14 protein-coding genes are annotated in these 19,417 nt (G+C 40.2%); 3 read left to right on the forward strand and 11 right to left on the reverse strand.

Annotated features, from left to right (window positions below; genetic code table 11):
• Window positions 1-19 precede the first annotated feature (19 nt).
• Entirely contained in the window at window positions 20-1,168 is a 1,149-nt protein-coding gene (locus tag I6E72_RS05255) for an endo-1,4-beta-xylanase (protein WP_197111321.1), read from the reverse strand.
• Between the two features lie 157 nt (window positions 1,169-1,325).
• Here I6E72_RS05255 and I6E72_RS05260 point away from each other — a divergent pair, with 157 nt between their 5' ends.
• Window positions 1,326-3,173, forward strand: a complete 1,848-nt coding sequence (locus tag I6E72_RS05260; RefSeq protein ID WP_197111323.1) for a DUF5060 domain-containing protein — start codon at window positions 1,326-1,328, stop codon at window positions 3,171-3,173.
• 14 nt (window positions 3,174-3,187) lie between these two features.
• Window positions 3,188-3,625 (forward strand): cupin domain-containing protein, encoded by a 438-nt coding sequence (locus tag I6E72_RS05265; RefSeq protein ID WP_165721796.1) that lies wholly within the window; start codon window positions 3,188-3,190, stop codon window positions 3,623-3,625.
• 195 nt (window positions 3,626-3,820) lie between these two features.
• Here the strand turns inward: I6E72_RS05265 and I6E72_RS05270 are convergent, their stop codons facing one another.
• The 3 genes from I6E72_RS05270 to I6E72_RS05280 form a co-directional block, all read right to left on the reverse strand.
• Window positions 3,821-4,327, reverse strand: coding sequence for a hypothetical protein (locus tag I6E72_RS05270; protein ID WP_197111325.1), 507 nt, complete (start codon window positions 4,325-4,327; stop codon window positions 3,821-3,823).
• Window positions 4,328-4,753: 426 nt separating this feature from the next.
• Complete coding sequence (locus I6E72_RS05275; RefSeq protein ID WP_197111327.1) at window positions 4,754-6,976, reverse strand: endo-1,4-beta-xylanase; 2,223 nt, start codon at window positions 6,974-6,976, stop codon at window positions 4,754-4,756.
• Window positions 6,977-7,559: 583 nt separating this feature from the next.
• On the reverse strand, window positions 7,560-8,693 hold the full coding sequence (locus tag I6E72_RS05280; RefSeq protein WP_197111329.1) for an endo-1,4-beta-xylanase: 1,134 nt from the start codon (window positions 8,691-8,693) through the stop codon (window positions 7,560-7,562).
• Between the two features lie 115 nt (window positions 8,694-8,808).
• Between I6E72_RS05280 and I6E72_RS05285 the strand changes: the two genes are divergently transcribed.
• A complete protein-coding gene (locus tag I6E72_RS05285) occupies window positions 8,809-9,783 on the forward strand; it encodes an SMP-30/gluconolactonase/LRE family protein (protein WP_197111331.1) in 975 nt (324 codons plus the stop codon).
• 109 nt (window positions 9,784-9,892) lie between these two features.
• Here I6E72_RS05285 and I6E72_RS05290 read toward each other — a convergent pair whose 3' ends face one another.
• From I6E72_RS05290 to I6E72_RS05320, 7 genes are all read right to left on the reverse strand, one after another.
• On the reverse strand, window positions 9,893-11,173 hold the full coding sequence (locus I6E72_RS05290) for a glycosyl hydrolase family 8 (RefSeq protein ID WP_197111333.1): 1,281 nt from the start codon (window positions 11,171-11,173) through the stop codon (window positions 9,893-9,895).
• Window positions 11,174-11,377: 204 nt separating this feature from the next.
• Window positions 11,378-12,214 (reverse strand): ThuA domain-containing protein, encoded by an 837-nt coding sequence (locus I6E72_RS05295; protein ID WP_197111335.1) that lies wholly within the window; start codon window positions 12,212-12,214, stop codon window positions 11,378-11,380.
• A gap of 7 nt (window positions 12,215-12,221) precedes the next feature.
• Window positions 12,222-12,932 (reverse strand): DUF6445 family protein, encoded by a 711-nt coding sequence (locus tag I6E72_RS05300; RefSeq protein ID WP_197111337.1) that lies wholly within the window; start codon window positions 12,930-12,932, stop codon window positions 12,222-12,224.
• Between the two features lie 5 nt (window positions 12,933-12,937).
• Window positions 12,938-14,422, reverse strand: coding sequence for a tryptophan halogenase family protein (locus I6E72_RS05305; RefSeq protein ID WP_197111339.1), 1,485 nt, complete (start codon window positions 14,420-14,422; stop codon window positions 12,938-12,940).
• Window positions 14,423-14,444: 22 nt separating this feature from the next.
• Window positions 14,445-15,455 carry a cupin-like domain-containing protein gene (locus tag I6E72_RS05310; RefSeq protein WP_197111341.1) on the reverse strand — a complete coding sequence of 337 codons (1,011 nt, stop codon included), beginning with the start codon at window positions 15,453-15,455 and terminating at the stop codon, window positions 14,445-14,447.
• A 10-nt stretch (window positions 15,456-15,465) separates the two neighbouring features.
• Window positions 15,466-16,209, reverse strand: coding sequence for a SapC family protein (locus I6E72_RS05315; RefSeq protein ID WP_197111343.1), 744 nt, complete (start codon window positions 16,207-16,209; stop codon window positions 15,466-15,468).
• A gap of 176 nt (window positions 16,210-16,385) precedes the next feature.
• Window positions 16,386-19,415, reverse strand: a complete 3,030-nt coding sequence (locus I6E72_RS05320) for a TonB-dependent receptor (protein ID WP_197111345.1) — start codon at window positions 19,413-19,415, stop codon at window positions 16,386-16,388.
• Between the last annotated feature and the right edge of the window lie 2 nt (window positions 19,416-19,417).

The raw sequence follows: 19,417 nt of genomic DNA on the forward strand, positions 1-19,417 counted from the left end.
GGTTAAATACTTAGTGCGATTATAAGTCGCTTACAAAGCTTTTAAGTTTAAGCTCACGGTCAATTAATAATGGGTAATCGGTGCGCCCTTGCATTGGCCAATCGTTACGCCAAGTACGTGCATCGCTTATACCCCAAAAAGTAACACGGCTTACTTTATCGTCATGTTTTTTAAGTATGTCAAACACGGCTTTGTAGCGCTCGCCTAACTGGGTGTTTACTTCACTAGGTAAACCATTCGGGTATGGGTTAAAGCGCTCTTGTAGCGCAATATCTAACGAAATGTCAGCGCCTTGCTCTTCACCTTCAGGGAACGGTAATACCGAAATATCAAGCTCGGTTATCATCACATCAATACCCGTTGCAGCGTATGCCACAATAGAGTCTTCCATTAACGAAAGCTCTGGGTTATCAAGCGAATAATGCGCTTGCATACCAATACCATCAATTTGAATACCTTTGCTTTGCAAATTTTTAATAAGCGCAATTGCACCGGCTCTTTTTTCTGGCTTATACAAGTTGTAATCGTTGTAGTATAACTTGGTATTAGGCGCTGCCTGCTTAGCGTATTTAAACGCGTATTCTATAAAGTCGTCACCAATAATGGTGCTCCATTTAGATTCACGCAGTGTGCCATCTTCGTTAAGTGCTTCGTTTACCACGTCCCATGCAAAAATACGGTTTTTATAACGCCCTGCAACAGTATTAATATGGTTTTGCATACGCTTAAGTAATGCGTCGCGAGTAAGTGGTTCGCCTTGCTCGTCTTCAAAAACCCAATCAGGTGTTTGCGAATGCCACACTAATGTATGCCCAACTAATTCTTGGCTGTTCTCTTGTGCGTACTGAACTAGCGCATCAGCGGCTTCAAAGTCATACGTTTCTAGCTCTGGGTGTATACGCTCCCACTTCATTGAGTTTTCTGGCGTAAAAGTATTAAATTGCGCTTTAGCTACGTTTAAATCTTCAGGCAAAGCCCCTAATATTTGGTCGCGGCTAATCGCTGTGCCAATTTTAAAGTGGTCTTTAAATTGCGCTTTAAGCGTTATTTGCTCCGGCGCTTTTTGCAATTTTAATGTCGGTTTACTTTGCTCTGCTGAGTCATTACAGCCAAGTGCAAGGCTCGACATTCCTAATAAAATAGCAATCGTAAGTTTATTTTTATGCATGATGTACCTATTGTGTGTTTTTTAGTGTGCAACGTAAACTTAACACCATATAGTCCTTTTGACAACAACGTTTTATTAAAATAGACTGAACAAAAATAACACAGTACACATTCCTTAATCACACACTTTACTAGCAACAAAATTAGCAAGGATACACATGAAAAAAATAACAATAAAACGGCTTCTGTTAATTAGCGCATTTTTCGCCTCATTTATATTCAGCGCCCTAATTCGCGCAGAGCAAACCAGCACTCACGTGCCTATCTGGCATAAATTAAGCTTAACCCTTGAAGGCCCGCACACCAGCGAGCTTGCCACGCCTAACCCTTTTACCGAATACCGCTTAGATGCCACATTTACCAGCCCCACTAATAAGCAATATACAGTACCTGGATATTATGCGGCCGATGCAAACACTGCTCAAACACATGCAACAGCAGGTAACAAATGGCAGGTTTTGTTTTCGCCCAACGAACTTGGCAAATGGCGCTATACACTCTCATTTGTTAAAGGCAGTAATATCGCAAGCGTGCCATTAAATACTGTTACAAATGAGCAATCAGCCGGTTTTTTTGATAGACAAACAGGCGAGTTTAATGTTACCACCGCCACTAAGTCATCCAGCAGTAAGGACTTTAAAAGCAAAGGTAAGCTTGAATACGTTAATAAACCCTATTTGCAGTTTAATGGCTCAAAAGAGTACTTTTTAAAAGCAGGGGCTAACAGCCCCGAAGTGCTGCTTGGCTTTTCAGGGTTTGATGCCACTCCCACAAAGCGTAACTACCAAGCGCATATAAAGCATTGGCAAAATAGCGACCCTACTTGGCAAACAACCAATACAGAGACTGATAACAGTATTCATCAATCTTCTAAAGGCATTATTGGGCTAATAAATTATTTAGCGTCGCTTAACATCAACGCGTATTACTTTTTAACCATGAACGCCTACGGCGATGGCGACCAAGTTTGGCCATGGCTTAGCAAAACCCAAACCACACGCTACGATGTATCTAAATTAGCTCAGTGGGATATTGTATTTAGCCACATGCAGCAAAAAGGCATAATGACTCACTTTGTAATGAGCGAAACCGAAAACGAATCACTGTTTGAATGGAACGAAAGCCAGCTTAAAAACGACTTTGCTGTTAGTCGTAAAATTTACTATCGCGAGTTATTTTCCCGCTTTGGCTATCATTTAGCAACCACGTGGAATATAGGCGAAGAAAACGGCTGGCAAGACCCAAGCGGCGACGATAAACAACAAAAAGCCAATACCACCAAACAAAGAAAGCAATTTGCCGATTACTTTCAATCACTCACCTACTACCCAGAGCATATTGTGATACATAACGGCCCGTCGCTCGACTACCACATTTACGATAAACCAAACGACAACATTTTGGGCTACCCCGCCTACACAGGGGCAAGCTTACAAGGTGAACTTAAAACTAACACCACTTACGGCGATGTTTTAAAGTACCGCCAGCTTACTCAAAACAATCCTCACCCGTGGGTGATCACCATGGACGAGGCCTATATTTACGAGTATGCAAACAATGTAGATACGTGGCGTAAAAGTAACGTGTGGGCAACTTTTATGGCTGGCGGCGCAGGCATTGAGTTTTACTTAGGCGGTGGCGGCGACCTAACAGAGCAAGATTTAACACCATACAAAGATTACTATTTAGCGATGACCAACGCCGTTGCGTTTTTTCAAAAATACGTGCCATTTAAAAAACTTACACCAGCCCCAGAGCTTACAAAAACAGGCTGGGCGTTAAGTGATAACTCAACGTTTTACTTATTTTATTTTAGTAACGCAAGCCAAGCTCAGGTCACATTACCAAATGCGTGTTACACCCTCGACTGGTTTAACCCACGAACTAACAACTACATAAACGGCAAACGCTTTTGTGTAAATACCGCAACGAGTACACAACTGGCAACACCACCCAACACACCTAACAACGACTGGGTTTATTTAATTAACCTAAGCGTTAAATAATAAGGATTACAACCATGAACCATTTAACAGTTAAACATTGTGTAACCGGCGTATTACTTACAGCCGCAGCCACCATAGCATTGCCTGTAAACGCAGCAGATAAACCCACACAACTTACATCAGCTATTGTGAGTCAAAAAGACGCGCACATTACTCACTACGAAGGCGGTGATTTTCATACTTATTTTTATGGCGATACACCACTCACTAAAGGTGCTATTACAGGCGTTGCGGTTATTAAACCTAATAACGAAATACATCCTGCCCACCAGCATCCTGATGAAGAATACCTAATGATTCTTGAAGGCTCTGGCACGTGGACGCTTAATGGCAAAAGCCAGCCTGCTCATACTGGGGATATTTTATTTGCAGCGCCTAATGACGTACATGGCATTTATAACAATGGCGATGTGCCACTTAAGTTTGTAGTCGTGAGGTATCAGGCTAAGTAGGTTTAGTGGCTTTTTAGTGAAATAGACTAAGTGAATTATGCACAAAGAGGTTAAGAGGCACTTCGCTTTTAGAGGAAAACAAAACAGCCTGATGTTGGATCAGAACACAGGCTATTTTGAGTAAGAGAAAAAATAACCATTCCTAAATAAGGTTATATAAGCCCCCTCAAAGAATAAATGTGTCTTGGCAACTTCTTATTTGTTCTTCCAATTAGTTAACGCATGTTCCCATTCTGTAATTATTGGCAACAAACACTTTAGCTTTATTTCCTTATTATTTGATAATGCGAATAAAAGGTTCGATAGTTGATAACTATTACTATTTGAAATGACTAGAACGTTATTTACAGTTGTAGCATTTGAATTTTTAATTATATCCAAATCAACCCACCATTCTGCTTCATGTTTCCACCAATCAGCGGCAGAGTTTATTGCTGCTACATAAGCAATTCCACAACGGTGACGAGGACCTAATTTATATGCTTTTTTATTTTTACCTAAACCTGAAAAAATAACTGTTTCGACTAAGCATTGCTGCGCAGCAACAAAACCAAGACCAACATAATATTCTGACTGATCAAATAAGCCATCTGAATCAGGGTCTGCTGAACTTTGAATCGCTAAATCTATTTCGGATAATTTTGCATCAAGCATCAAAAAAAGCTCTTCTAATCTAGCAAAATTTCCTAAAATATTAATCATTCAATAAAATTCCCAATTAGAGATTCAAATAAAAGCTCAATCAAAAATTCTTTTTCACTTTATGATTACAGCATGCTCTTTAACTACATTAGTACCAAATACTATAACCTATTGCTAGTTATAAACTTTAAGCTCTTTTTGCTTATCATGATGCTTAAAAGTCATGGGGCACTTCTCATTTTCTTCTCATTCTTTTCTCTTTGTGAAAATTCCCAAAAACAAAAAATATTCGGCTTTGACTACACAATGCGGTTTACTTAACTTCATCTGTAATCGTTTTATTTAAGCGCTATCACACAACCCCAAAAAGTAACGTTGGCTACCCTACTGCGCTTTGCATAAAATAATTAAAGTCCGCGCAAAAAAATAGTCTGTATAAAAATACAGACTATTTAATCTGGGGTTAATTACTTTTAGTTAAACTTATTATTCGACCAAGGTTACCGATACATCATCTACATAAAAGTCAGCGGTGAGTTCACTTGACTCAACATAAAGTAAAGCGGCGCTTTCCTGCGTTGTAATTGAATGTGTGTAAGTGCCCGAAAGCTGTACCCAGTCACCCGCGTTAACGGTAGTAACGGGTGTAAGCTCAAGGTACTCGGTGCTAGTGTGCTCTATTTGTAGCGTTAGTTTTATATCTGGCGACACAGTTGTGCTGTCGTCAGATAACTTAACCCACGCAGATACGTTATACGTTTCACCTGCGCTAAATAGGCCTTTTACATCCTTTTGTATGCCATTCCACGTTTCAGTTCGCCCTTGTACTAAAGCGCTATTATTGCCACTGTGAGCTTGGGTTGTTTCAAGAGTTATGCTTGCACTGCCACGGGCTTGCCATGAATCTAGTCCGGCTTCAAAGTCGCCATTAGTTAGCAGCTCTGGTGAAGGTGCTGGTTCAGCTACTTCAATTAGCTCTTTTAATGCATTAGCAAATCCCTGTAAGGCAGGCTTTGCAGTAAAGTCATTAAAAAATAACAGTGGCCATTCTGTTGTTGGCTCTGGCCAGTTTTGTAACCAGCTATCCTCGTCAATTACGCCCCAAATAGTAATGCCACCGCGTTGATCTTCAGGTACCGTTTCTAAGTATGTTTTAACAATATCGTAGTAGTACTGCTTTTGTTCGTCCGCTCTTTCACTGGTTAGGTAAGTTAGAGGAATGCCGCCTTCGTTGTTCATACGAACATCTAGCTCGGTAATTTTCACTTTTATTTTAGGCCGAATATCGACCACTTTTTGAAGGTGTGCCTGAATGGTTGAAATATCAGGGCTGTTAAGTGAAATATGAGATTGAAACCCTATACCATCAATAGGCACGCCATTGTTGTGAAAATCGTTAACCATATTGATAACAGCATCTAATTTATCAGCATTCCAAATCAGGTTGTAATCGTTGTAGTATAAGTCGGCATCAGGGTCGGCCGCTCTTGCTGCTTTATATGATAACGGTAAAAATTCAGCACCTATATTTTCAAACCACACAGATTCGTCGGCGCTGTCGTTTGTGGTTTTTTCACCACGGTATTTACCGTTTTCCATAAACGCTTCGTTAACTACATCCCAGCTAACTACCGTATCGTTATCGCCTTCTTCTTCAAAATGAGTGGCAACTTGAGTGATATGATTTTCCATCATGGTTATCCACGCGGCTTTATCACCTTGAAAACTTTGCATCCAAGGTGCAATTTGCGAGTGCCACACAAAAACATGACCATGTACCGTGAGTGAGTTGTCTTTGGCGTAGTTAACTAGCTCATCAGAATCATCGTAAAAAAATTCACCTTGGGTTGGTTGTAAATAGGTAGGCTTCATAATGTTTTCAGCAGAGAGTTGATTAAAGTGTTGTTCAATAATCGTTTTAATCTCTGGTCTGTCTATTATGCTGTTACCAAATCCACCCGCAGGAACAGCTACACCAATATTAAAATTAGGTGCTAATGCTTTTAAACTTTGTGCTGTCACTTCGCTGTATTGAACATCAGGTATTTCTTCTGCTGGTACATCGTCTAAAATAAAGCCTGAAAATTCGTCTAGGTAAATAGACTTGTTAATGTTCTCTTCTTTTGAAAAGTGAATTGCCAGCCTAACTAAAGAGTCAGCTTCGGCTGTTGCGGCTGTTAATGTTATTTTTTGCCACTCGCCTGTGAGTGTTTCTTTTACTAGGCTAAGTTGACCATAATCTGGCGCAGGTGTTTGAATCCAAAAATCGGCACTGGTTCCCTCTTCACCTTTGGCCCAAACACTAAACTCGTAATTTTTACCTCCAGTGATAGGAAGGTCTTCATAAGCTATTTCAATTCCCCAAGGGTTGTCACCCAATGTATTAACAATAACCTCAGCTGCTTTGGTGCCTTTGTAAGTATTAACGCCTTCTTGCGATTCAATTATCTCTATAGTAGAAGTAGCGCTTGATTCTTGTGCTGGCCTAAATACCCAATTTCCGACGGGTGTTGTTTGCCCTGCTGTGTCTTCTTCAAACCCGCCATTTGTTATTTCAGCTGCTATTGGCGCTTCAGGCGCTGGAGAATCAGGGGCTACTACTTCCGGTATGGGTTCAGGCACCGGTGTATCTTTATTACTCCCCCCGCACGCCATTAAAAGTGACACTAGGGTCACTAATCCGGTGTTACGAAAAATCGATTTATTCATTTTTTATTCCTTAGACTAAAGCAATAAATGAGTCGTTTTTAAACTAGGTGCAGTAAAGCCATTTGAGTGAATAAAATATGATAAGAGTATTTCTACTGCATTATCAAAATCTATTATTCAATATGACTACAACTAATTAGAAAAACAAACAGTCATTTATATTTATTATTTTAATATCTCTTCAAACGTTAATATTTACTTTGTACAAAGGTACAAATATAAATTTAAAATCATAAAGTTATAGTTAAGGTTTAAATTAAAATTTATTGTTTTATATCGTGTGTGTGAATATGCAATCATAAAATTAACCTAAAACCAACATTGTTATAGTCTATTTAACAATAAGGATCAAGGCTAAAATTTGACCCGTTTAATATTGAGTATGCTTTGAGTTTGATTTGAGTCTGATAAAAATAATTAAAGAGAAGGTGTAAGTGATACTTGTGCTTGTATTACTTAGGTAAGATCAAGGTTTACCAGCTAATCGCTTAGTAAAATGACTTTTATTTGCCTCCATATAAAAATTTGCAAACAAAAAAAGCCGAGTATTTAAAAATACTCGGCTTTGACTACACAATGCGATTTACTTAACTACATCAGCAATTGTTTTAATAACTGGCTTAGGGTTTAAATTACGATCCCATAGTAATGGGTAGTTTGTTCTGTTTGGGATTGGGTAGTCGTTTTTCCACGACATACCATCGTGTAATCCCCAAAAGGTTACGCGGTCTATCTTGTCGCGCTTTGCGTAAAACAGTTCAAACAAGGCTTTATAACGGGCGTTTAATTGCGCCTCTACGTCGCTTGGCAAGCCATTTTTGTATGGGTCGAGGTAGGTTTCAAACTCTTCTAGCTGAAACTGCGGTTTCATCATATCGGTGCCGGTAATCTGCCCTTCTTTTGTTAAAGGCAGCACGTCTATATCAAGCTCAGTGATCATCACTTTTATACCCAGCGCGGCGTAGGCGTCAATGGCTTGTTCAATATATTGCATTTCAGGAAAGTTAAGCCCCCAGTGCGCTTGTATGCCAATGCCATCAATGCGGATACCTTCTTTTTGCAGCATTTTGATCATACGTATAATGCCGTCTCTTTTTTCTGGTCGCCATGCATTAAAGTCGTTGTAGTAAAGCTCGGTACTAGGTGAATACTGCTGGGCGTATTTAAACGCGGCTTTTACCATCGTATCGCCATCACCAACGCGGTTAACCCACAAAGTTGGGCGATAAGAGCCGTCATCAGCAATCACTTCATTAACTACATCCCACGCATCTACTTTGTTTTTATAGCGCCCTGCTACAAGCTCTATGTGTTTGCGCATTTGCTCTAACTGCTCTGCTGGGGTATTTGGCTCATTTTTGCTATTTGTAAAAAACCAGTCAGGCGTTTGGTTATGCCACACTAAGGTGTGGGCTACGGTAAACATGTTATTTTGCTTGGCAAAATCTATAAACGCATCTGCACCACTAAAATCGACCTTACCTTGCTGTGGGTAAATTACTTCTGCTTTCATGGCGTTTTCTAGGGTGACTGTATTAAATTGCTTAGCAATAATTGACTGCGCGGCTGCATTTTTGCCTGTCACTATATCTTGATTTACAGCAACCCCCATTTTGAATGAGTCTGCAAAGGTGTTTTTAAGAGCTTGGTCTTGTGCAGCGTTTACGCTTAATGACCCTGCAAGTAAAAGCAGGCTGAGTGTGTGTTTTTTATGCATGTGTGTGCTCCGTTGAATCGTTATTATTTTCGATAAATATCATACAACGAAAAAAATAAATGATATAGTCAAAATGACCATTAATTATAAATTAAACAAACCTGAGTAAACGTCTATGCTAAAAACACACAAAAAAACGCTAAGCTTAGTTGTATTAATGCTCTGTTTTAATAAAGCAGCGCTGGCACAACAACCTGAAAATACGCCTTTGTTAAACACTGTAAACAGCCAAAGCAATGAGCAGTCGCCATTAATAAAGGGCGTAACACCCACACTTGTTAGTGACAATTTATTATTTTTAGAAGGCCCAACGTGGTCAAGCCAAGACAATGCGTTTTATTTTTCAGAAATGAACTTTGCTAGCTCGCAAGCACTTGGCCCTGATTCGACCATTTATAAATTAGTGCTGCCCAATACCCTCACCACTTATTTAAAACACAGTGGTACAAATGGCCTGTATGCAAAAAGCGGCAACCTTTATAACCTTAACCATAGTACGCAGTCGCTTTCTAAAATTAATATAAAAAGCAAGACCAATACCGTAATAGTTAATAAGTTTGATGGGCTAAGCTTTAGCTCGCCAAACGATATGACTATGCACAGAAATGGCGATATTTACTTTACAGATCCTAACTGGCAACTCGGCGAGCGAACTCAACAAATGCCTTATACCGGTGTGTATAAATTAAGTAATACAGGCACACTTAGTTTAATTGACGCTACGCTTGAAAAGCCCAACGGTGTTGCGCTCTCGCCAGATCAGCATACCCTTTATATTGGCGACTTTAGCAACCGCGTAAGCAAATACACTATTGATGAAAACGGTGATATTTCACCACGCGAAGACTTTATTAAAGTAACCTCGCCCGATGGTATAAAAGTAGATTCTGCTGGCAATATTTACGTTAGCAGCCACAAAAAAGGAGTTATTAATATTTATACGCCAGAAGGTGCATTTATCGATAAAATTGAACTGGGCCCTAATGTAACCAACCTTGCGTTTGGTGGTAAAAACCGAAAAACATTATTAATAACTACCGCTAAGGGGTTATTTACACTTGATGTAAAAATAGCTGGTTTGGCTAATTAGCTAAATTAGTTAAGCAACGTATTAAAGAGAAAAGTTAGCTTACTCGTTATACATAAACAACCGGTGTAACTTGGTTACACCGGTTTTTTGCTGCTTAGGTATTGTTATTTTAATTAAACGTGTTGTTATAAAACTTAAAATTGCCCGAGACATGCAGCATAGCTAACATATACAGCGAACCATTGTAGTAACGGTAGTTACCTGTTGGTTGCGATAAAGACCAAAACTCGTTAAAAAATTCATTTGCTTGCCCAGCATTTGTTGAAGCAAGTAACGCTACTGCATTCGCGGCTTTTTGACCTTCGCCTGCACAGCCTTTGTTTTGCGCACCACCGTACGAATACACTTGCTCGTAACAGTTTTTACTGTTGTTTGTTTTTGCATAACTTAAAAAGCCAAGTGCTTTATTAACTGCATTTTTATGCCACGCTTGAGCACCCATTAAATGCGCGTCTAAACCCACATTCATAATTACGCGCCATGCATCAAATTCATACCATTGACCTGGGTTCGCTTGGCCGTTAAAAATGTAGCCAATAACAGGGCTGCCATCTAAGCGCGATAAAAATGTAGGTAAGTTCCAATGCGGATTATCACTTACTTTTGTAAAATGGTTTTTGAGTAAGGTTCTACTTTTTGTGGCTACTTGTCGCCAGTAAGTTTTGTCTGCTTGGTTAGTTACGTTATTAGCAAAGTAGTCGTAAAACGCAGGTATATGGTAAGAAGGGTCTGTTAAGTTATCTAAATAAGGCGAAAAGCGGATTATTTGGTTTTCCATCAGCTTATTTTTAATTGTGTTTAACATGGTAATTGCATCGTTGTAGTAGTTAAACTCCCCCGAATTACCCCAACGAGCGGAGGCATTAAGTAGTGCAAAAGCAAAGTACTCTTCGCCATCCGGAGCGGGGCCTTCATCTACTTTATAAACAAAGCCGTTTTGATTAAGCTTTAGTTTCCACGCGTAAACGCCTTGTTTTTTAGCATCAGGGTGGTTGTCTGGATTTTTTTGATACGCTTTTGCAAAGCGCCATAGATTATCAAATTCTTCTTGTTTATTAAGCATGACAGCAGCGGTCATTCCCCACGATTGCCCTTCTGTTCTTATATCATCACCCTCGTCAGGGTTAATTGCTTTTATGTAGTGTGCTTTATAAACACCGTTTTCGGTGTACGGGTAGTAAAGCTGTTGATTGTTGTTATAGCCAAACATATTGTCAAAAGTACTATTCACTTTTTGCTGTATATTTGTTTTACCCATTTCTTGTGCGAGGTTACGGTATGCTCCTGAACTGTCGGCGCCTACACTCGATGGGTTATTATTAAATGCAGCAAGTGATTGATAGCTTATTAGTGTTAACAATAAAGTTGTTATTTTAAAAAATACTTTCATGTTTATCCTCTTTATTTGAATTATAACAGCGTGCAATTTAATATAGTCTTTTTGACCATTTGATCAAGAGGTTCTCAAAACTATTTATCTGTTTTATAAACTAAGAGAAATGTGTGAGGTGCTTAAGAAATGCTTAAATATAAAAGGCCGCTTAAAAAAGTAGCCTGAATCGACATGAATTGTGCTAAAAAGCGTATTTATTAGTTATTTATTAATTGCTACTTTTTTTAACCCTTTATCCGTTGCAGCCCAATAAATTCCGCCATAAATATGCTCGGTTAAAAACTCACTTTTATACACCGCATTAGTATGCCCAAGGGCTGTATAAAACGAGCGTCCGCCATCGTAATTGTGATACCACGAAATAGGATGAAACGCCCCCATACCCGAGCCTGTTTTGTTATTACCCCAATCAGCAGCTGGGTTGTAAGTTTGCTCATCAACGGTGAGTAAGTAGTTTAACTTAGTGAGCTCTGGCCCAAACTCGTACCACTCGTCTGTCCAAAGCATCTGCTGCGGCATGTGATTTAAGCCAATAAAGTTAGTATTAGGCACTTTACTTAATACACCAGTTTGGATAACAGGATGAATATTAAAGGTGCGCCCCACCAGCTTTTGGTACCAAGACCAATCGTATTCGGTATCTGATGCGCTATGAATGCCAACAAAGCCTTTGCCTGCTTTTACAAATCGCTCAAGCGCGGCTTGCTCTTTTGGGTTTAAAATATCGCCCGTGGTTGATAAAAATACCACTACATCAACATTTTTTAAGTAATCGTCGTTAAAATAATGGCTTTCTTCGTGCCAAATTAAGTTAAAAAAGTGCTTATCGGCTAGGCCTTCTAGCGCTTTAACGCCTTCGGTTTGCGACTTATGGTGCCACCCTGCGGTTTTTGTAAATAGCAGCACATTAAATTGCTTTTTAGGGAGGGTATCAAACCCTGTAGCATGACTTTTTTGCACTGTTGCCATACTCAGCGCCAATACAACAAAGCTTAATAGCCAACCTTTATATGCGAATCTAGGTAAAGAAAAAGACATAGTAATCCTATTTAAAATGAACAAACATATTAGCCGTTAGCCGCCCTGTTTGTGGACACGACGAAATATCGGTAGAGGTGTTAAGTAAACTGGTGTGCAGCAAATATCCAGGAAACACAATAAGTCTATTTGGCTTATATTCTATGTGCTTGTAGCACTCAAATTCACTGTGCTGTGTGGTGCAATAACTAGGCTTTGCATTATCTAATTCAAGGTATTTCTGAGCATATGTTAAATACGTGTTTTTGCGCTTTGAGCTTATTGTTTCAAACCCTGTTTTTTTATGTCTAAAAAATCCAGTGCCGCCGTGCGCTCCCTCTCCAAGGTAATGAATAATGGCAATTAAGTTTGGATCGTTGGTATCAAAGTGTGGCAAGGTTTGTATTGGTGATAGCTGCCGCTCCGTTTTAGTAATTAACGATAAGGTATTATCTTTTGGGCATGGGGTGAGTGTTTGCCCAATATTAAATACGTTATAAAACCCCTGTATAAGCGGCTTTAGGTAATCAACCACACATTGCTTTGGCAGCGGCATGCGTAAACCTGGGTATTGAGTGAGTTCGTCGGGTTTAAACTCCCCATTACTTTGAGCAGCACTTTGCGCTAGGTTTATAAGTTTTTGCGGCACACTTAGGTAGTCGTCAATTATAATAATTGGCGTTTGCTCTTGCCCTATAAACTCATATTGCGGCTGTAAGTTATTGCCAAGTGTTAGCATAATACTTACTTAGCCTTGCAATAATGATTAATAAAATCAATGTGACTCGGTAAGCTATTTGCTTTTTTAGCCACATGATTTTTTATTGATTCTAAAAATCGTTTAAGCTCATCATCGCTCATGCTGTCTACAATGGGGTGATAATTTTGCGGCATTAGCCCTTGCCCTAACATCACTTGTAACCACGATGCTTCGCCAAATAGCTCTTGCTCTGCTTTATATACATGCCCGCTTTGCTTAAATAGCTCAATGCGCTTGGCGAGTGACTCTGGTATTGGCATGTTTTTACAGTAGCGCCAAAAGTCGCTGTCGGTGCGCTGCGTCACATGGTAATGCAGCACAATAAAGTCGCGAATGTTTTCGGCTTCAAAGCGCATTTTGTTATTAAAGTCATCTTGATAGCACGACTCGATTGCTTTGGTTGGCATGTTTTGCATTAATCTTATAATGCTTTGCTGAATTAAATGAATACTGGTTGATTCAAGCGGCTCAATAAAACCACTTGCCAAGCCAATAGCAACACAGTTTTTGTTCCAATGTTTACGCCGTGTACCGGTGCGGTATTTAATAACGCGCGGCTCATTAATAGGTTTGCCTTTTACGTTATTGAGGAGCGCTGTTTTGGCCTCATCATCGCTCATGTATTTACTGCAAAACACAAAACCATTACCACGGCGGCTTTGCAGCGGTATTTGCCACTGCCAACCACATTTATGTGCCATTGCACGTGTGTATGGCACAATTGGGCTTACTAATTCTGTTTGCACTGCAACGGCACTGTCGCACGGGAGCCAATGGCTCCAATCTTCGTATCCGGTGTGTAGCGCTTGCTCTATTAATAAACCTTTAAAGCCGGTGCAATCTATAAATAAATCGCCCTCAATAATTTGCCCGTCACCTAAAGTAAGCGATTTTATAAAGCCATTGGTGGGCTCTAAATTAACTTTGCTTACCATGCCTTCTATACGTTTAGCGCCGTTTTGCTCTGCAAAATTTCGTAAAAATTTAGCGTACAAACCGGCATCTAACTGATAAGCATGGTTACGGTCTTGATTCGGCACTACGGCAAATTTACCCAAGCGACTTGCTACGTGCTCTGTGCAATAGTCGCCAATATCGGCTGCAACACCTTGTTGCATACCTTTTAGCCAAAAGTGCTGAAAACCTGCAGCCCAACAGCCTTGCCCAACATAACCAAATGAGTGAAAGTAGCTTTGCTGGTTTTGTTTCCAACCCTCAAACGATATGCCTAATTTAAACGTGGCGTTAGTGGCTGCCATAAATTCTGATTCGCTGATTTTTAGTAAATCATGAAATATATGCAGCGTAGGGATAGTAGACTCCCCGACCCCTACGGTAGGTATTAAATCAGACTCAACTAAGCACACTTCAATATTTTTACCTAGCAGCTTTGCCATTGCAGCGCTGCACATCCAACCAGCGGTGCCGCCACCTGCTATTACTATTTTTTTAATTGCATTTTGATTCATATTTCAAACCTTACAAGTACGCTTAGCGTCTTAATTTATTTTGTAATTCGGCTCTTAATTTACGCGCTGCAAGCTCATCCATTGGCTTTGCTAAAATAGACTGTGCAGGCTCTGGGATGTGAGTAAATTCGTTATCGGAAAATACGTAGCAATTAAACAAACGTTGCCATGCTGCGCGCTCATGCTTTGGTAAATTACGTATGTTTAAAATAGCAAGGTGCAACGCATTAGTAGGCTGACCATAAACCGCAGGCGTATTTTTAAACCAATAATTAAACAGTATATTTAAGCTGCCAAGCCCCTCTACTTGGTGCCACCACATGCTGGGCAATATAAGGGCATCGCCGGCTTCAAGATCAACGGTAATTGCCGCTTTTATTGCCTGCTCGAACTTAGGAAACTGCTCAAAGTTAGGTGCAGTTGTAGTGGTTAAGCTTATTGGCTGACCACCGGGTGCTTTATCAAGCGGACCTATATATAAATTGTCTATTTGATCGGGGGCAAATAAAGTAAAACGCCTTTTACCTGCAACGCAACATGCTAAATTTTGCGCTACGTCGTAATGTGCTGGTACGGTAACTTTTCCGCCTGCCCATACATTAAATAAACAGCCTTCGTTTAATGCGTTAACTTGGCAGTGATTAACCAAACCAGGTAAGCACTGTGCAATGCTAGTAGAGCCAATGTATAAAGTGTCGGCTTGTGGGTTATTTGCACTTTGCGTTATTTGCTCAAGCGCACTAATAAATGCCGCTTGTTGATTAGTAAAGTTAAAACCGCTCATATCGGGGTTATACCCTACAACCCCGCTTTGACTGGCAGGTATTGTGCAAGTGTTAACTAAAAAACCTTCGTAAAACGGTGTTAAATAATCAATTGCAGCTGCATCAGATTTTTTAGCGGCAATAACGAGGGGCCAATCGCTTACAAACCCTTTTAGTACAATAGGCACAGACGAGTTCAAAAGCTCCTTGGGCAACGTGCTGGGAGTTAAGCCATTAAGCGTTTGAATTTTATTTTCTAAATTTTCCATAGTTAAGCACTTACACAACGTGCTTTTGTAGCATAAGTTGCTCGTTTTTAAGCGCGACTAAATCACGTACATGTACTTGCGAGGCAATGACCATGTATATACACGCTAAATCCCCTTGTGAGTGCAGCTGCGCAATTGCATCGCTACTTAGTTGGTTAAGCGTGTCTTCGTTTATGGTGTAAAAACCGAGTAAGTTATGTTTAAGCCCGTTTACTAAATCAAGCTCTAGGGATACCGACTCAAGTAAACCATGTTTAATTAAGGTTTTAATAAAGGGCTGGTTTTGTTGTAAACCATGATGCAGGTTGTCGAGCACATTTATTACGTTTTCGAGGTAATCGCTATTTCCACCATGTTCTAAAAATAAGTTAATACCCTGCTTTGTTGATACTTTTGGTGAGTCTAAATCAATGCTAAGCATGTGCTCTTGCGTTGCTACACCGTTTTGCATTGTATTTTGAGTAGCAATAGCAAAAGGCAGTCGCTGCATACTTAACGGAATGTAGTGTGCTTGCCATTGCTGGTTTACTAAAAATAAGTTTTCGTCTTTATTTATGCCGTACAAACACACCGGCGAAAATGTATTTGTTGTATCGTCCTTGGTAAAAAATATTGGATAATGTGCTTGAGCGACTCTAAATTCGCTCACAAATGTATCGCTGTACCAAACCCCGTCACCTAAGTGTGTGCTGCGTGCAGGGTTTATTTTTAAATGCTGATGCTCAACATTATTTAATAATGCATGATTGGCCATGGATTGTGTGCTCCAATTGTTGTTGTGTGCCTTTACCTATTGCTACACATTAAATGTAACTAATAAGTTAAATTCATATTGACTATAACAGCTGGGTATTATTATTACTAGGTTAATTTAGGCAAATAAAAAGCCGCAAAATGCGGCTTTTATAAGGTTGCTACAAGGGTAATTTATTAAAAATTATAACGAACACCTAAACCGTAACGAGAGCCAGTTTGAGTGATGTTATAAATCAGCTCTTGCTTACGCCCGTACGATGTTACGTACTCGTCAGTAATGTTTATACCTTCAATAAATACGGTAAGTCCCTCTACTGCCGGTACTTCGTAACTTACGTTAAAGTCTATTTGGTAATACTCATCAGTGTAAATTGGTGCGGTTAAATCGCCATTTACACGACGCTCATTTAAAAACGAGTCGCGCCAGTTATACGCAATACGCGCTTGTAAGCCTTCTTTATCGTAAAAGAACACCACGTTTGCCGTGTCACTTAACCCTACTAGTGCTTCTGTATCCTCTAGTGAGTCGTTGTCGTATTCAAGGCCTGAGTCAACCATAGTGTAGTTAAAAATACCGCCAAAACCTGACTCACCAAATAAATGCTGAATATTAAATTCAAAGCCATCAATAGTGTATTCTTGGTCGCCATTTACAGGCACGTTTATTCTAAAGTTAATTGGATCATCTGAGTCTGGGTCACCAACAATTGTGCCACCGTCTAATTCACCATCTTCATCAAAATTAGGCTGCACATTTGGATCATCAGCAAAGTTTTCAAAAATGTAATTTCTGATGTCTTCGTTAGATGCATTACCACCTAGTGCACTTGATGCAGCTCTAAATTTTTCACCATTTAATGGGTCATATAAGTTAAATATATTTGAGTCGATAGTGCCTGTAGTGATCCAATTTGTTACGTCTTTTTTAAAGTAACCAAACGAAATATAACTTCCTTCGTCGTAATACCATTCACTTGATAAATCGTAGTTAATTGATTCAAGCGGTTTAAGACCTGGATTACCAGAGCCACCCGAATAACCACTTAAACTACCACCGGTATTAATAGTTGTACCGCCTTGCAGCTGACCGTAGCCCGCTCTTGAAATAGTTTTACTCGCTGCTGCACGGATCATTACATCTTCAACAACTTCAATATTAAAGTTAATATTTGGCAGGAACTGGCTGTAATCTGCCGATTGGCTTAGCGTTTCAATACCGGTAACACCGGTTACTGATGTGGCTGTATCTTCGTTCCACTCTACGCGGCTGTAACCTGGTGCGGTTGCTTTAGAAAATACGTCTGTTTTTTCGTAGCGTAAGCCAATTTGCAGGTCGAAGAACATGCCGCTCAATTCGCCTTTGTAGTTTACTTGTGCAAAAGCAGACTGCGTTTTTTCTTCAGTAAAGCGGTTTGTTGCTGCATCCCAGTCGGTTGAAGCACAAAATTGTCCTTCGCCGTTTGGTCCTGCCGCTGCGCCGTCGGCTGCTTTACAATCACCATAAAGGTTATCTACGTTGGCAATAGGGTCTGCGTACTCTGCTGCATTTACAATCGCATCAAAATCGGCAAAAAAGATTGTATTAAATAAATCGTATTCGCCTTGTGTTGCAGTGCCTTCAAAGTTACCCGCTTTAGCTTGAAACTTATCTAAAATAGTATCTTGGCGCCAATCGATATCAGCAAAGTCGCCCTCAACACCAACCCCACCCCAATCTGGGCGCTGCACTTGTGTATGACGATAATGGTTGTTTACTTTATTAACTGCAACACCAAAATCAATACTTAAACTGTCGTCAAAAAAGTACTTACCTGAAATTTGCGTTTGATCGATTTCTGAATCGTATTTGTCGTTTGCAAACCAGCTACCCGATAAACGCATGGTTTCTGGGGTAAAATTTTCAATGTTACCAATAGCAATACCGGGTAAGTCGCCGGTTAGATCAAGCCCGGTACGTGAACGTGTGTACGACGGTAACTGAATATTGTTACGTGTACCGTGGCGTGGATCAGTTGCTTTCATTGAGGCTTTTGAACTGTGGTGATCAAACTCTAGGTTAAGTTGATCCGATACCGCCCATTCTAGATTAAAGCCTAATGAATCTGTTTTTTCTTCGCGACCCCAAGAACCTACCGTAAGCGACGTATCGCGGTAATCGGCATCACTTTGAATGTCATAAATTTCTGAGTAAATAAGTGGGTACGCGTTAGGCTCGCCCGCCCAAACAGATTCACTTCTGTCGCCAGCATAGTTAAACCAAACTGAGGCATCAGTGTGCTGCTCTTCAACGGTTGTTTTAAAGCCCGTGTAATCAAGGGTTGCTGTAATATTTTCAACAGGTTGATATTGAAATACCAACTGACCATTTACACGTTCACGTTGACGTTCTTCAAACACATAACGTGGTTGTTGCGGGTTTGAGTAAATGCCTGATGTAGGTCTGTTTGCTCCGCCTTCTGCGCCTGCTGGTACACCGCCCCACCCTGTATTTGTGTAATCAGATGCTCTGTAGCCTTGGTCTTGAATAAACTGTTGCATACCGCTTTCACGGTCTTGGTAGCTACCTGAAATAGATATACCAAACTTGTCATCCCCAAATGTTTGCGAATATAAACCGCTTACCTCTGGTGTAATGCTGCCCTCGTCGGTTGATTGATCGTCTACAGCTTTTACGCCAAACGATGCTTTTATACCTGGGCTATTTAAAGGTCTGTTGGTTGTTAAGTTTATAGTTGCACCAATGCCACCTGAGGTAACACTTGCGTCTGATGTTTTATAAACTTGCACGCCCGATACGCTTTCAGATGCGACATTTGCAAAATCAAATGTACGGTCACCTGTTGTATTAGGAAGTTGACGGCCATTAATAGTAATTAAGTTATTAGCAGGTCCAAATCCACGTACTGTTACGCGGCTACCTTCACCGCCCGCTCTATCTATTGATACGCCGGTAATACGTTGTAGCGATTCAGCAAGATTGGTATCAGGAAATTTCCCCATATCCTCAGCCGAAATAGCATCGACAATACCAGAAGAATCGCGTTTAACATCCATAGAGCGCTGCAATGAACCTCTAATGCCGGTTACTTGTATTATTTCTACATCTTCGTCAACAATGGTTTCGGCAGCGTAGCTTTGGTGAGGAAGCGTAACGGTACCCATTGCAGCGAGTATGGCTGTTGAAATTATCTTTTTCTTAAACATCA

The sequence above is a fragment of the Pseudoalteromonas sp. NSLLW24 genome, assembly GCF_015864725.1.
GTDB lineage: Bacteria > Pseudomonadota > Gammaproteobacteria > Enterobacterales > Alteromonadaceae > Pseudoalteromonas > Pseudoalteromonas arctica.